Genomic DNA, 13759 nt, shown 5'->3' with positions numbered 1-13759 from the left:
AGATGCGGGTGGCGCATCTGACGCTCGGCGACTTCCGCAACTATGGCGCAGCGGAGTTGCCGCTTTCTGCAGGGCCCAATCTGATTGTCGGTCGGAATGGTCAGGGAAAGACGAATCTCGTTGAGGCGATAGCGTACTTCGCCACGCTGCGATCCCACCGCGTGACGGGGGACACGGCGCTGATTCGTGCCGGTCAGCAATCAGCCATCGTCCGTATGCGTGTACGATCGGGCGACCGGGAAGTGCGTCTCGAGCTGCAACTGAATCAGGGCAGAGCAAATCGGGCTCAGGTAAATGGGAACTCGGTGCGTCCGCGTGAAGTAACCCGGTGGTTCTCTGCGGTCGCTTTCGCGCCAGAAGACCTCATTATCGTTCGAGGAGAGCCATCAGGACGCCGGCGGTTCCTCGACGATGCACTCCTCGCGCGGCATCCCGTCGCCGCGGGCGCTCTCGCGGACTACGACCGCGTCGTGAGGCAACGCACATCGTTGCTGAAAAGTGCTCGATCGCGGGGACAATCTGCTCTGGCGACCCTACCGGTGTGGGACGACCAGCTCGTCGAGTTCGGTGTGCAGATTATGCTCGCGCGCCGTGAACTGGTTCGCGATCTCGGCGGCCCGTTGCATGATCACTATCAGGAGCTGGTGGGCTCTGATCACGCGCCGACGCTCCGGGTTGTGGAGTCGGTCGTGGAGGCGATACCCCAGTCGGACGTTTCACGTGAAACGCTATCGATTGAGTCATCAGCGAACGTTTCACGTGAAACCCTCGCAGCGCAGTTTCGAGAGGCGCTCGCACTCCTACGCTCCCGTGAGATTGATCGCGGCGTAACCTTAGTCGGTCCGCATCGAGATGACCTTGCGTTATCGCTGAACGGGCTCCCAGTAAAGGGGTATGCGAGCCACGGCGAGTCATGGTCGTTCGCGCTTTCGCTCAAACTCGCGCTCGCGGAACTGTTGCGTGCAGAGTCGACCGCGGGGGACCCGGTCATCATTCTCGATGATGTCTTTGCCGAGCTCGACTCGATGCGACGCGCCCGCCTGATGTCCGCTGTCGAGAACTATGAGCAGGTCATCGTGACCGCTGCGGTGGAATCCGACGTGCCGAATGACGTGCCCTGGCGACGCATGCGCATCAGTGCCGGGAAGGTGCAGCACGATGCGGACGCTGGGATTGATGTCGGCGTGAGCGAGGATCGCGACAATACAGAAGGAGCGACGGTTCGGGGAAGCGCCACTCCTTCCCAAGGGCCGGGCTCGTCGCCATTCGAGGAGGACGAGTGAACCGCGACTCGGAGGCCGCGTTCACCTCTGATGCGTATCTTCGCGCTAAATCCGTATGGCGTGGGGTACCACAACGGCGGAGGTCGCAGCGAAGCAACGCGGATGCGCCGGGGGGAAGCCCATTCGGCTTCGGTCGCGATCCTCGAGCGCTCGCAGATGTGCTGGTCAACGTGGCGAGTGAAATGGGTTGGAGTGTCGAACTCGAGCAGGCGCGCCTGATCGGGGAGTGGCCGGAGTTCGCGGGTGAAGCTACGGCGGAGCATACGACAGTAGTCGGAATCAGCCACGGAGTGCTGCAAGTCCAGTGTGACTCAACGACGTGGGCCACTGAACTGCGCCGGCTCCGTGGCGAATTGCTTACGCGACTGCTCAGGGACTATCCGGATTCTGAGATCCGAGACCTGAGGTTTCTGGCACCTGGTGCGCCGAGCTGGCGCCATGGTATCCGGTCGGTTCCCGGAAGGGGTCCTCGGGATACGTACGGGTGAGGGAGCGGACCGCATTTCCGTGGTTTCGTTTCTTGCCATCAGCGCTGCCGAATCGGACGTGAATCAGCCCGAAATGAAGCTCGGAGCGCACGACCCGCGGCCAAGGGGACGATCCCGCTCGAATCAGCGCTTTGTGAGGCCCGCAATGCCCCGCTGAAGGCCTGAAACTTGATAAGCTGGTAGGCGGAAGTATGCGGGGTTCAATCGCGCCCTGAGACGCCCAGATAAGGATCAATCTACGTATGAGTGCAGAGCAGGCCACCGCCAGTGAAGATTACGGTGCCGGAGCGATCCAGGTGCTTGAGGGGCTTGAGGCGGTACGCAAACGGCCTGGCATGTACATCGGCTCGACCGGTCCTCGGGGATTGCATCACCTGGTGTATGAGATCGTGGACAATTCAGTGGACGAGGCACTGGCCGGGTACTGCGATTTCATCGATGTCACGATCCTTGCTGACGGCGGAGTGCGCGTGGTCGATAATGGCCGCGGCATTCCCGTTGACGAGCACCCCACGGAAGGGCGCTCAACGGTCGAGGTCGTGCTGACCGTTCTGCACGCGGGCGGTAAATTCGGCGGTGGAGGCTATGCGGTCTCCGGTGGTCTGCACGGCGTCGGGTCGTCAGTGGTGAACGCGCTCTCGAGCCGCTTCGAAGTCACCGTGCAGCGCCAGGGTTTCACGTGGAACATGTCGTTCACGAATAGCGTTCCTGACGCTCCTCTCGCGCAGGGGGAGCCGAGCGATGTCACGGGTACCACCATCACGTTCTGGCCAAGCGCGGATATCTTCGAGACGGTCGATTTCGACTACCAAACCCTCCGCACCCGCTTCCAGCAGATGGCCTTTTTGAACAAGGGTTTGCGCATCGCGCTGACGGACCTCCGTGAGCAGGATCCGGTGGAGAACGCGGAAGGCGAACTGGTCGCTCCACCCGCACTGCACGATGAGTTCATGTACGAGAACGGCATTCAGGACTACGTACAGCACCTCAACGCCGCAAAGCGTTCGGACCTCGTCAACGAAGAGATCATCTCGTTCGAAGCCGAGGACACGGAACGAAAGATTGCAGCCGAAGTCGCGATGCAGTGGACCACCTCCTACACGGAGAGCGTGCACACCTACGCAAATACGATCAACACACATGAGGGTGGCACGCACGAAGAGGGCTTCAGAGCCGCGTTGACGACACTTGTGAATCGTTACGCGCGTGAGAAGAACATTCTTCGCGAGAAGGACGACAACCTCTCTGGCGACGATGTGCGCGAAGGGCTCACCGCTGTCATCTCCGTAAAACTCGGTGAGCCGCAGTTCGAGGGCCAGACGAAGACGAAACTCGGAAACACGGAAGCGAAGGCTTTCGTTCAGAAGGTGGTCGGAGATCAGCTCGGCGATTGGTTCGAACGGAACCCAGGCCCCGCAAAAGACATCATTCGCAAGTCGATTCAGGCGGCGACGGCGCGACTGGCGGCTCGCAAAGCCCGGGAGACCGCGCGTCGCAAGGGGCTCCTCGAATCCGGCGGAATGCCGGGCAAGCTCTCGGATTGTTCGAGCAAGGATCCCACGATCTCCGAGATCTTCATCGTGGAGGGCGACTCGGCAGGCGGATCCGCGAAAACCGGTCGCAACCCGCACACCCAGGCGATCCTTCCGCTGCGCGGAAAGATCTTGAACGTCGAGAAAGCTCGACTCGATCGCGCGCTCAATAACGCCGAGGTTCAGGCAATGATCACGGCGTTCGGTGCTGGCATCGGAGAAGATTTCACACCCGAGAAAGCGCGCTATCACAAGATCGTGCTGATGGCGGATGCCGATGTCGACGGGCAGCACATCACCACACTGCTGCTCACCCTGCTCTTCCGTTACATGCGACCCCTCATCGATCTCGGGTACGTGTACCTCGCTCAGCCGCCGCTGTATCGCATCAAGTGGTCGAACGCAGAAGATGAGTACGTCTACAGCGATGCAGAGCGCGACTCACGACTCGCTGCCGGTGCAGAACGGGGGAGACGCCTGATGAAGGAGAGCGGTGTCCAGCGTTACAAGGGCCTGGGCGAGATGAACCACGAAGAACTGTGGGAAACCACGATGAACCCCGAGACCCGCACACTGCTGCAGGTCACCATGGATGACGCGGCTATCGCCGACGAGATCTTCGCGACCCTTATGGGCGAAGATGTTGAGGCCCGCCGCACCTTCATTCAGCAGAACGCGAAGGACGTGCGCTTCCTTGACATCTGAAAACGAAACCCCGGAGACGGAAACGGACGCAACGGTGGCCGAGGACCACGCCATGCACGGCCGCATCGATCAGGTCGACTTGCAGCTCGAGATGCAACGGTCGTATCTCGACTACGCAATGAGCGTGATCGTCGGGCGCGCACTTCCCGACGTACGTGACGGCCTCAAGCCGGTGCACCGTCGTGTGATCTACACGATGTACGACGGGGGATACCGACCCGACAAGGCCTTCTCGAAGTGCACGCGCGTGATCGGCGATGTGATGGGCCAGTTCCATCCTCACGGTGACAGCGCGGTGTACGACTCACTGGTTCGCCTCGTGCAGCCGTGGACGCTGCGGTACCCGCTGGCGCTCGGTCAGGGCAACTTCGGCTCACCCGGAAACGATGGCGCGGCCGCCCACCGTTACACCGAGACGAAGATGTCGCCGCTCGCCATGGAGATGGTGCGTGACATCGACGAAGACACCGTCGATTTCCAGGACAACTATGACGGCCGCACGCAAGAACCCACGGTTCTGACATCGCGGTTCCCGAACCTGCTCGTCAATGGTTCTGTCGGCATCGCGGTCGGCATGGCGACGAACATTCCCCCCCATAACCTTCGCGAAGTCTCAGAAGCTGCGATCTGGCATCTCGAGCATCCCGAGGCCACTCGCGAGGAGCTCCTCGAAGCGCTCATGGAACGCGTGCACGGCCCCGACTTCCCAACCGGAGCTCAGATTCTGGGAACCAAGGGCATTCGCGAGGCGTATCGAACGGGCCGCGGATCGATCACGATGCGTGCCGTCGTCAATATCGAGGAGATCCAGGGGCGCACCTGTTTGGTCGTCACCGAACTGCCCTACCAGGTGAATCCCGATAATCTCGCGGTGAAGATCGCTGACCTTGTGAAGGAGCACAAGGTCCAGGGGATCGCCGATATCCGCGACGAATCGAGCGGCCGAACCGGTCAGCGCTTGGTTGTCGTGCTGAAGCGCGACGCGATCGCCAAGGTGGTGCTGAACAACCTCTACAAGCACACGCAGCTGCAGGAGAACTTTGGCGCGAACATGCTCGCGATCGTCGACGGCATTCCTCGCACGCTCGCACTCGACGGTTTCATTTCGGCCTGGGCGAAGCACCAGATCGAGGTCATCGTGCGCCGAACGGCGTATCGCCTCAAGAAGGCGGAGGCCGAAGCCCACATTCAGCGCGGCTACCTGAAGGCGCTCGACGCGTTGGACGAGGTCATCGCCCTGATCCGTCGCTCACCCACGGTGGACGAGGCGCGCGAGGGGCTCATGGCGCTGCTCGACGTGGACCAGATTCAAGCCGACGCGATCCTCGGTCTGCAGCTGCGTCGACTCGCGGCACTCGAACGCCAGAAGATTCTGGATCTCGCGGCCAAACTCGAGGCTCAGATTGCTGAGTATGAGGCTATCCTTGCGTCACCATTGGAGCAGCGCAGCATTGTGGTGCGCGAGCTCGGCGAGATCGTCACCAAATTCGGGGACGACCGCCGCACGAACATCTTGCACGGGTTCGACGGCGACATGTCGATGGAGGACCTGATTCCGGAAGAGGAGATGGTGGTCACGGTCACCCGTGGCGGCTACGTCAAGCGCACGCGAATCGACAACTACCGATCGCAGCATCGCGGCGGGAAGGGCGTCAAGGGCGCTCAGCTGCGCGCAGACGACATCGTCGAGCACTTCTTCGTGACTACGACGCACCATTGGCTCTTGTTCTTCACGAACACGGGGCGCGTGTACCGTGCGAAGACGTATGAGGTCCCGGAGGCCGGGCGAGACTCGAAGGGCCAGCACCTCGCGAATCTGCTCGCGCTCGCCCCCGAGGAGCAGGTCACCCAGATTCTCGACGTACGCGACTTCGCTGTGGCCGGATATCTGGTGCTCGCGACGCGCGACGGACTGGTCAAGAAGACTGCGCTCACCGAGTACGACACGAACCGGACGGGCGGCATCATCGCCATCAAATTGCGCGACGGTGACGAGCTCGTATCTGCGCTCATCGCGGAGGCGAGCGATGACGTGCTCCTCGTGTCGCGGCACGGCATGTCAGTGCGCTTCACGGCATCTGATCAGGCCCTTCGGCCGATGGGCCGGTCGACGAGCGGTGTTCGTGGAATGAACTTCAGAGAGGGCGACGCCCTGCTCGGTGCATCGCGGATCGATGGGAGCGGCGGATTCGTCTTCGTCGTCACCGAAGGCGGCTATGCGAAGCGTACAGCGGTCGATGAGTACCGCGTGCAGCAACGTGGCGGGTACGGCATCAAGGTCGCGAAACTCGATGAGAACCGTGGCGTACTGGTCGGTTCGCTGATTGTCGACTCCACCGACGAGGTGCTCGCAGTACTCGCAAGCGGCAAAGTTGTGCGCTCGGGTGTCGCCGAGGTACCGGCGAAGGGTCGAAACACCATGGGTGTGGTCTTCGCACGATTCCCAGAGCAGGACCGTATTATTGGCATCGCGCGCAATCCGGAGCGTGGGCTCGACGACGATGAGTCCGAGGCCCCCGGGCCCGAGAACGCGGAAAACGAGGAAGACCTGAATGAGTAACACTGTCGCCGACAAGCTGGCCAAGAAGACCCGTAAGAAGGCGCCGGCGAAGCAGGTTCGTCTCAAGCTCGTGTATGTCGACTTCTGGTCGGCGGTGAAGTTCTCCTTCCTCGTGGCGATCTGCTTCGCGATCGTGAGTGTGGTCGCGACGATTCTGATCTACACCGTGCTGCTGCAAACCGGCGTCTTCGCGCAGGTCGATCAGCTCTTCATGGATATCGTGGGCGAAGACAACAGTCTGATGAAGATCATCGGCTTCCCGCAGGTGCTCGGATTCTCGGTCGTCGTCGGCATTCTGAACGTGATCGTCGGCACCGCGCTCGGGGCCGTCGGATCGCTCGTGTACAACCTGCTCGTGCGGGTTCTGGGTGGATTCCAACTCGGATTCACCAGCAACTGAGCAATGGCCCGGTCCGAGAACGGACCGGGCCACGCCCGGTATTCGAGGACGATTTCGGATTTGTCTGGAGTTCGGGTAGAGTCATTGCTTGGTCGAGGGGCTATAGCTCAGGTGGTTAGAGCGCTTCACTGATAATGAAGAGGTCCCAGGTTCAAGTCCTGGTAGCCCCACCACAACCACACGAAAGTCCCGCTGATTCCGGCGGGACTTTCGTGGTTTTCAGGGGAGTTCCGTCGACCCCGGATAGTGGACTGATGCACACGAGTACCTCCACGTCGACCTCTCGTCACACACGTACGTGCGCGCGAACCACAGTGGGAACGATGGGCAAGCGGAAACGACGGCGGCCCGCCAACAAGAAGAACTGGGCGGCCGCGATGGTCATGGGCTCCCTGGCGCTGTGCTTCGCGGTACCGGTGTGACGACCCAATGCGAGGAACGATCGACCCAGTCCCCACTCTCGTTTGCTTCGGTTGCGGTGCGCCCGTGCATACTGAGATGAATGCGCGTGAGTCCAACGCGTTTCGGCGGAAGTGCGGATTCGCAAGGTTACATGTGCTGCAATGCACCTCCCTGAGCCGAACTCACGCGTCGATGCCCGAATCCCTGATCCTTCATCGATTTTGCACTTCGGCAGAGATGTCTGTAAAGTAGATCAAGTTGTTCCGGTCATGTACAGGAGCAGCGAGCGGAGGTCGTGAACTTCCCTCGGGTCCTTAACTCAGTTGGTAGAGTGCCTGCTTTGCAAGCAGGATGTCGGGAGTTCGATTCTCCCAGGATCCACCAGCAAGCCCCCGTCGAGTTCGACGGGGGCTGTTTCGTTTCACGTGGAACGTCGCCTGTGCAATCTGTCCGCTCGCCCGCGGGGGCTGCGTCCGCGGTGATGTGCACCACGACTCCGACGTCGACGCGGGGGCTCGCGACCCGGCCCCGCAGCGCGAGACCGTCATTGTCCTCGTGAAGTAGGGAAACCCCGAACGGTGCACTCGGGGTCACTCGCTCACGGTGCGCCCGCGGGAGCACCTACCGTAGAGGCATGACCACTCCTTCAGATTCGGCGGCAGCTACAACACCGTTGCCGCCGCTCTCCAGCCCCAAAACCGGGGACGCTGACCCCGCGGGATCCGCAGCGCCGGCAGGAGCGCCGGCCGCCGCGTCCAGCGCGCACACCGCCCCGCCTACCGCCCAAGCCGCCCCGGCCGCGCCTGCGCCGCCGCCCGGCGGTTCCCGGCCGCAGAAGTCGAAGCGGTCGACACCGACCCCGTCGGCCACGGCCCAGATGCCGAAAGCGCCCCTCAACCTCCTGCTGACCCTGCTGCATCTCGCAGCACTCGGCGTCGTCGGGTTCACCATCACCGTCATGCTTCTGACGCTCATGGGAACCGGTATCGGGATGCTCGTCATCGGTGTGGGTCTCGTGTTCCTCCTCGCGCTGGTGTACGCGCTCTTCGGCATCGCGTGGTTCGAGACCTACCGCGTCGGCGGCCTGTACGGACTCCACGTCTCAACACCGCAGTGGCAGCAACGGCGCGCGCCGGGGTTCAGCGGCTGGTTCGCATCTATGGCGCGGCAGGCGGTCGACGGACGGATGTGGCGCGCGGTCGCGAACTTCGCGATCGCGAGCGCTCTCGGCGCCGCCGTGCTGGGTCTCGTGCAGGGCTTCGTGCAAGCGTTCGTCTCGGTCTTCCGCACGTTCAACGTGTGGTGGCAACCGGGCATCATCGGTATGCTCCTCTGCGCGGCCGGTATCGTCGGTCTCGCCCTGCTGCACCGGCTCATCGCAGTCGCGATCATCGGTTCGAGTGCGGCCGAAGCCGAGCTCACGGAGACCGCACGCCTGTCGGCGCGTCAGCGCGAGGGCGCGGTGCGCGCAGCGGACGTCGAGCGCACCCGTATCGAACGCGACCTGCACGACGGGGTGCAGCCCCGGCTCGTCTCGGTGGGCATGACCCTCGGACTCGCTCAGGAGAAGATCGATACCGATCCGCAGGCGGCGAAGCTGCTCGTCGCCGAGGCGCACACCTCGACGAAGGCAGCGATCACGGAATTGCGGCAGCTCGCCCGGGGCATCTACGCCTCGGTGCTCGACGACCGCGGGCTGGACGCGGCGCTCTCGGCGCTCGCTGCACGCTCCCACATCCCCGTGCACCTCGACGTGCGGTTGACCGACCGCTGCAGCCGCGACGCGGAAGCCGCCGTATACTTCGCCATCGCTGAGTCGCTGACGAACGCGGCGAAGCACTCCCGCGCCAGCGAAGCCCGCGTGGTGGTGCGCATGCGCGAGGACGGCCCGACGCAGGCGCCCCAGCTGTGGGCTCGAGTGGAGGACAACGGCATCGGGGGAGCCCGGGTCACGCCCGGAGGCGGCCTCGACGGGATCATGAACCGGGTGCTCGCCGCGGGCGGTACGACCCGGCTCGACAGCCCGAACGGCGGCCCGACGACCCTGGAGGTGAGCGTCCCGTGCGCATCCTGATCTGCGAAGACTCCGTACTGCTGCGGGAAGGGCTGGTCCGTCTGCTCGAACACGGCGGGCACACCGTCGTCGCGGCGTTGCCCGATGCGAGTGGTCTCCTCGGCGCGGTGGAAGCCAACGAGCCAGAGCTGTGCATCCTGGACGTGCGCCTCCCGCCGACCTTCACCGATGAGGGCATCCTGGCGGCGCTCGAGCTGCGACGGGTGCGCCCGGGTCTGCCAGTCTTAGTGCTCTCCCAGTACGTGGAGGAGCGCTATGCGAGCGAGCTGATCGCAGCCCAGGGCGGCGCCTTCGGGTACCTCCTGAAAGATCGTGTCGCAGACGTGGGGGAGTTCATCGAGTCGGTGCGCCGCATCGCGGGCGGGGCCACCGTTCTCGACCCCGAAGTCGTGGCACAGCTTCTGACGCGTCGCTCCCGAGACGACCGGATGCGCGCACTCACCGAGCGTGAGCGCACCGTGCTCGCCGCACTTGCGGAGGGCCGGTCGAATCAGGCGATCGCCGCGCTTCTGTTCCTGTCCGAAGCGAGTGTCGAGAAGCACATCACGGCGATCTTCCAGAAGCTCCAGCTCGAGCCCGACGGCGGAGGCAATCGCAGGGTCCTAGCGGCCATCGCCCACTTCGAGAGCATCGGATCGTCGCCGGCAACTGCCCCCGACGCCGATCGACCGTTCCCCAACACACAGACCGGAGCACCCGCATGAATCCCCCCTCAGACTCCCACCAGGCTCCCAAGCAGCCCGAGCCACCGTACGCGCAGCAGCGCGAGCAGCCCGACGCGCAGCGCCAGTCCGGTGCACCGGGCAAGCGGCTCCCGACGACGCGCGCCATCGTCACGGTCACCGCGGCCGTCGGCGGAGTGGCGCTGCTCGCCGTCGGCGTCTCCGCGGCCTACTCCTCGATCGCGCCTCAGCGTTATGACGGCATCGATGCGATCGTCGGCAATGCGACCGGGGAGGAGGGGTACCATGACACGGGCGATGGGGCGAGTCCCGTCGTGGACGACGGCTCCGGAACGCAGACGTACTTCGCAAGCGTCGATGACGTGCGGTCGCTCGACCTGGATATCGCGGCCGCGGGGTTCGAGCTGGAGTTCGGCGACGTCACCGAAGCCGAACTCGTCGCGAGCGGAGACCGCGCGGCCGAGTGGACGATGATCGTCGAGGAGGGCGAACTGAGTGTCGAGACGCCCGCACGAGCCTTGACGGCGGGCTGCGTCTTCAACTGCGGGGCGAGCGGGTTCGGAAATGCGACGGCCACGCTGACCCTTCCCAAATCGATGAGCGAGACCGGCACGCTCGACGCCGATATCAGCGTCGAAGCCGGTGCGGTGCGCGGCTCCGGATCCTTCCGTTCGCTCGACCTCGGACTCGAGGCGGGCGAGATCCGCCTCGAGGGGGGCGCCGAGCACTTGGCGGTCGACGTCGAGGCGGGCAAGGCCGAGTTGGATCTCGCGGATGTCGCCACGGCAGAGGTCGCCGTTGAAGCCGGCTTGGCGCGCGTGTCGCTCACGGGCGAGGCCCCGGATCGCGTGTCTGTCGACGCGAGCACCGGCAGCGCGGCGCTCGATCTGCCGGAGGCGGACTACCTCGTCGATGCGAAGACCGAACTCGGTGAACTCGACGATCGCCTGTCGAAGAGTGACGATTCGAAGGCCGCTGACGCACAGCACGTCGTCACGGTTCGCGCGGAAGCCGCGAAGGTGACGCTGCAGTGACCTGAGTTCGCGTGCTCTCCCATCGCCGGGTGCGCGCAGACGGCCTTCCGCCTCGCCGTGGCCTGCGACCCGTACACTGGGCGCATGGACCACGGCGGGGTTTCGGCGCGACACGGCCGCCCGGGGCCGTTTCTCTCGGCGAGAGGCGATCCGGAGCCTTCGGGGCCGCACCACACGCGCTCTGCGACCTCCGCGGCCGCGGAGCAGTCCGCCACGGCACCGCCGACTGCGCCCGTGTCGGTGACGTGGGCGCCCGACGTGCTCGGCGCGGGCTTCGAGGCGGCGGAGCTCGACCTCGGTGCAGATGACGAAGGACCGCTCGTCGCAACGCTCGTGCGCTGCCTCCCGGCGCGAGCGGCCCTACTGGATCGCGTGCTGCATCGCACGCGCGTGCTGGACGACGTGGACGTGCTGTACGTGCACGGGTGGTCGGACTACTTCTTTCAGCGCACCATGGCCCGCTTCTGGACGGACCGAGGTGCTCGGTTCTACGCGCTCGACTTGCGGAAGTACGGCCGGAGCTTGCGCGATGGCCAGACGCCGGGATACATCGAGAACCTCGAAGACTACGACCTCGAGATCGGCCTCGCGCTCTCCGCGATGGGACACGAGGCGGCCAGCGAGCGCAAGCTGCTGCTCTTCGGGCACTCCACCGGCGGACTCATACTGAGCCTGTGGGCGGCAGCCCATCCTGGGCGCGCCGACGGGCTCGTGCTCAACAGCCCGTGGCTCGAGTTTCAGCTCACGGGAGCCGGCCGGCAGATGCTCGCGCCGCTGCTCGACCTGGGAACACGCTTCAATCTGCGCGATTCGGCGCCGCAGTTCGATGCCGGGCTCTACTCCCGGGCGCAGCGCGAGGTGGGCCCCGCCGACGAGCTCGACCTGATCGATGAGCGATGGCGGCCCACGCGCAGTCATGCGGTACTCACGGTCTGGCTCCGTGCGATCCTCGCAGGTCACGCACGCGTCAGCCGGGGTCTCGGGATTGAGATTCCGATGGTCATGCTGCTGTCTGCCCGATCGGCCCTTCCACTGCGGTGGGATCCGGGTCTTACGAGCGCCGATACGGTGCTCGACGTGGATGAAATCGCGAAGGCATCGCTGCGACTGGGCGCATCGCTCACCATCGAGCGACTCGACGGTGCGTTGCACGACGTCTTCTTATCGCGCGATTCGGTTCGAGCAGAGGCGTACGCTCGACTCGACCGCTGGGTCGTCGGCTGGGCGGCCGCACGGAACACCCCGCGGAGCGCGGCTCCGAGCACGACTGCACCGGGCGCCCGCGGTTGAGGTGAGGGTCCACCCCGGCGCGCGTGGAGCCGCTGCACGGCCCGACCGACTAGGCTCGGATCATGGATCTTCGAGTAGCCGCCTATGCCGTGGTGGAGCGGCGCGGCAAGATCCTATTGACGCACTGGCGACGCGGTCATCTGCATGGCTGGACGCTGCCCGGAGGCGGCATTGAGAACGGTGAGGATCCTCGCGACACCGTCGTGCGTGAGGTCGCCGAGGAGACCGGGCTCGAGGCGCGCGTCGGGAAATTGCTCGGGGTCGATTCACGCGTCATGGTGCGGGAGGAAGTGCCGGCCGGCGACAACCCCGAACTGCACACCATTCGCATCGTCTACCGCGCCACCGTGATCGATGGACCGCTGCGCAACGAGATCGACGGCTCCTCCGATGAGGCCCGCTGGGTGGCGCTGCGCGACCTCAAGTCACTCCGCACGCTCTCGCTCGTGCAGACCGGCCTGCGTATGGCGGGCTTGAACCGACGCCCCGCGGCGAAGCCCGGAAAGGGCGCCAACCGTCAGAGCCGCACTGCGAAACCGCGCAAGTAGCCGCGGCCGATCGCGAAGCAGCTCGCGTCAGGGTCGCGATGCGCCGGCCTGAAACGACGAATGGCGCTCCGGCTCGAAAGCCAGAACGCCATTCGTCGCAGCGAGATCAGTTCTCGGGGGCGACCCAGAGCTCGTCATCCGTGCGGAATGCCTGCCACAGTGCATAGCCCACGCCCACTGCGGCCGCGATGCCGAGGCCCAGAGCGACCACGCCGCCCGCGCTTCGCTTCGGCTTGAGGTAGCCCGAGCGCTCACCGAAGCCGCGAACCTTCTTCGCCGCCTTCGGGTTGTCGATCTCATCGAGCGCCTGAACCGTTCGAGCCAGCGCGCTCGCTACGAACGGCGTCGTTGCACGGCGCACGGCGTCCGCAGCCCGGCGAGCCGATGCTGTACCGCGGTCGATCGTCGGCCGCACGGCCTCGAGAGCTCCATCAATGCGCGGTGCGAGGTGCTCATCGCTGAGACGCCGCGCCTGTCCACCGGCCTGACCGAGCACCTCCCCGGCATGTCCCAGTACGACGCGCTGCTGATCGAGCAGCTCCTGGGCGTTTTTCCGCAGCTTACGGAGTTCGCGGCGGCGCTTACGTGAGAGATTCATTCGTATCCTCCTTGCTCGACGAGGCAATCCTTTGAGCCATATCACCCGTAGCCTCCACGCTACACCGAACCGACCGCTCGGCGGCCGAGGGAGGCCCGCAAACGGCGCGTTGTCAGGGTTTCCCAGGGTCCGAAGGGCCTTGACAACACTTTCTTCACACCC

General features: G+C 64.5%; 11 protein-coding genes and 2 tRNA genes. 12 read left to right on the top strand and 1 reads right to left on the bottom strand.

Features of this window, described 5'->3' with window-relative positions:
* Window positions 1-2 precede the first annotated feature (2 nt).
* From recF to AB0O71_RS06870, 12 genes are all read left to right on the top strand, one after another.
* Window positions 3-1283: a DNA replication/repair protein RecF gene (gene recF, locus AB0O71_RS06925; RefSeq protein WP_363743608.1), complete on the top strand. Its 1281-nt coding sequence runs from the start codon at window positions 3-5 to the stop codon at window positions 1281-1283.
* Window positions 1280-1771, top strand: coding sequence for a DciA family protein (locus tag AB0O71_RS06920; RefSeq protein WP_363743606.1), 492 nt, complete (start codon window positions 1280-1282; stop codon window positions 1769-1771). Before recF ends, AB0O71_RS06920 begins: the two co-directional genes overlap by 4 nt.
* A gap of 242 nt (window positions 1772-2013) precedes the next feature.
* Window positions 2014-4008, top strand: a complete 1995-nt coding sequence (gene gyrB, locus AB0O71_RS06915; protein ID WP_363743604.1) for a DNA topoisomerase (ATP-hydrolyzing) subunit B — start codon at window positions 2014-2016, stop codon at window positions 4006-4008.
* A gap of 52 nt (window positions 4009-4060) precedes the next feature.
* Complete coding sequence (gyrA, locus tag AB0O71_RS06910) at window positions 4061-6568, top strand: DNA gyrase subunit A (RefSeq protein ID WP_363743902.1); 2508 nt, start codon at window positions 4061-4063, stop codon at window positions 6566-6568.
* Window positions 6561-6968, top strand: coding sequence for a DUF3566 domain-containing protein (locus AB0O71_RS06905; protein WP_363743601.1), 408 nt, complete (start codon window positions 6561-6563; stop codon window positions 6966-6968). Before gyrA ends, AB0O71_RS06905 begins: the two co-directional genes overlap by 8 nt.
* A 96-nt stretch (window positions 6969-7064) precedes the next feature.
* Window positions 7065-7141 (top strand) — tRNA-Ile (locus tag AB0O71_RS06900).
* Window positions 7142-7678: 537 nt separating this feature from the next.
* Window positions 7679-7754: transfer RNA gene (locus AB0O71_RS06895), tRNA-Ala, on the top strand.
* Between the two features lie 493 nt (window positions 7755-8247).
* Entirely contained in the window at window positions 8248-9444 is a 1197-nt protein-coding gene (locus AB0O71_RS06890) for a histidine kinase (RefSeq protein WP_363743900.1), read from the top strand.
* Entirely contained in the window at window positions 9432-10148 is a 717-nt protein-coding gene (locus AB0O71_RS06885) for a response regulator transcription factor (protein ID WP_363743598.1), read from the top strand. The genes AB0O71_RS06890 and AB0O71_RS06885 overlap by 13 nt, the downstream gene beginning before the upstream one ends.
* Window positions 10145-11161, top strand: a complete 1017-nt coding sequence (locus AB0O71_RS06880) for a hypothetical protein (RefSeq protein ID WP_363743595.1) — start codon at window positions 10145-10147, stop codon at window positions 11159-11161. Before AB0O71_RS06885 ends, AB0O71_RS06880 begins: the two co-directional genes overlap by 4 nt.
* Before the next feature lie 84 nt (window positions 11162-11245).
* Window positions 11246-12451, top strand: a complete 1206-nt coding sequence (locus AB0O71_RS06875) for an alpha/beta hydrolase (protein ID WP_363743592.1) — start codon at window positions 11246-11248, stop codon at window positions 12449-12451.
* A 62-nt stretch (window positions 12452-12513) separates the two neighbouring features.
* Window positions 12514-12999, top strand: coding sequence for an NUDIX domain-containing protein (locus AB0O71_RS06870; protein ID WP_363743589.1), 486 nt, complete (start codon window positions 12514-12516; stop codon window positions 12997-12999).
* A gap of 106 nt (window positions 13000-13105) precedes the next feature.
* Here AB0O71_RS06870 and AB0O71_RS06865 read toward each other — a convergent pair whose 3' ends face one another.
* Entirely contained in the window at window positions 13106-13597 is a 492-nt protein-coding gene (locus AB0O71_RS06865) for a DNA/RNA helicase (RefSeq protein WP_363743587.1), read from the bottom strand.
* Window positions 13598-13759 lie beyond the last annotated feature (162 nt).

Origin of the sequence: Leucobacter sp. NPDC077196 (genome assembly GCF_040687075.1) — a bacterium.
Classification (GTDB): Bacteria; Actinomycetota; Actinomycetes; order Actinomycetales; family Microbacteriaceae; genus Leucobacter.
The sequence above is the reverse complement of the archived record's forward strand: the minus strand, read 5'-3'. Positions and strand labels throughout refer to the sequence as shown.

Excerpts from the sequence above, each read along its gene's own strand:
- recF (WP_363743608.1), top strand. The coding sequence starts at position 3 with ATGCGGGTGGCGCATCTGACGCTCGGCGACTTCCGCAACTATGGCGCA.
- gyrB (WP_363743604.1), top strand. The coding sequence starts at position 2,014 with ATGAGTGCAGAGCAGGCCACCGCCAGTGAAGATTACGGTGCCGGAGCG.
- gyrA (WP_363743902.1), top strand. The coding sequence starts at position 4,061 with ATGCACGGCCGCATCGATCAGGTCGACTTGCAGCTCGAGATGCAACGG.
- AB0O71_RS06905 (WP_363743601.1), top strand. The coding sequence starts at position 6,561 with ATGAGTAACACTGTCGCCGACAAGCTGGCCAAGAAGACCCGTAAGAAG.
- AB0O71_RS06890 (WP_363743900.1), top strand. The coding sequence starts at position 8,248 with ATGCCGAAAGCGCCCCTCAACCTCCTGCTGACCCTGCTGCATCTCGCA.
- AB0O71_RS06880 (WP_363743595.1), top strand. The coding sequence starts at position 10,145 with ATGAATCCCCCCTCAGACTCCCACCAGGCTCCCAAGCAGCCCGAGCCA.
- AB0O71_RS06875 (WP_363743592.1), top strand. The coding sequence starts at position 11,246 with ATGGACCACGGCGGGGTTTCGGCGCGACACGGCCGCCCGGGGCCGTTT.
- AB0O71_RS06870 (WP_363743589.1), top strand. The coding sequence starts at position 12,514 with ATGGATCTTCGAGTAGCCGCCTATGCCGTGGTGGAGCGGCGCGGCAAG.
- AB0O71_RS06865 (WP_363743587.1), bottom strand. The coding sequence starts at position 13,597 with ATGAATCTCTCACGTAAGCGCCGCCGCGAACTCCGTAAGCTGCGGAAA.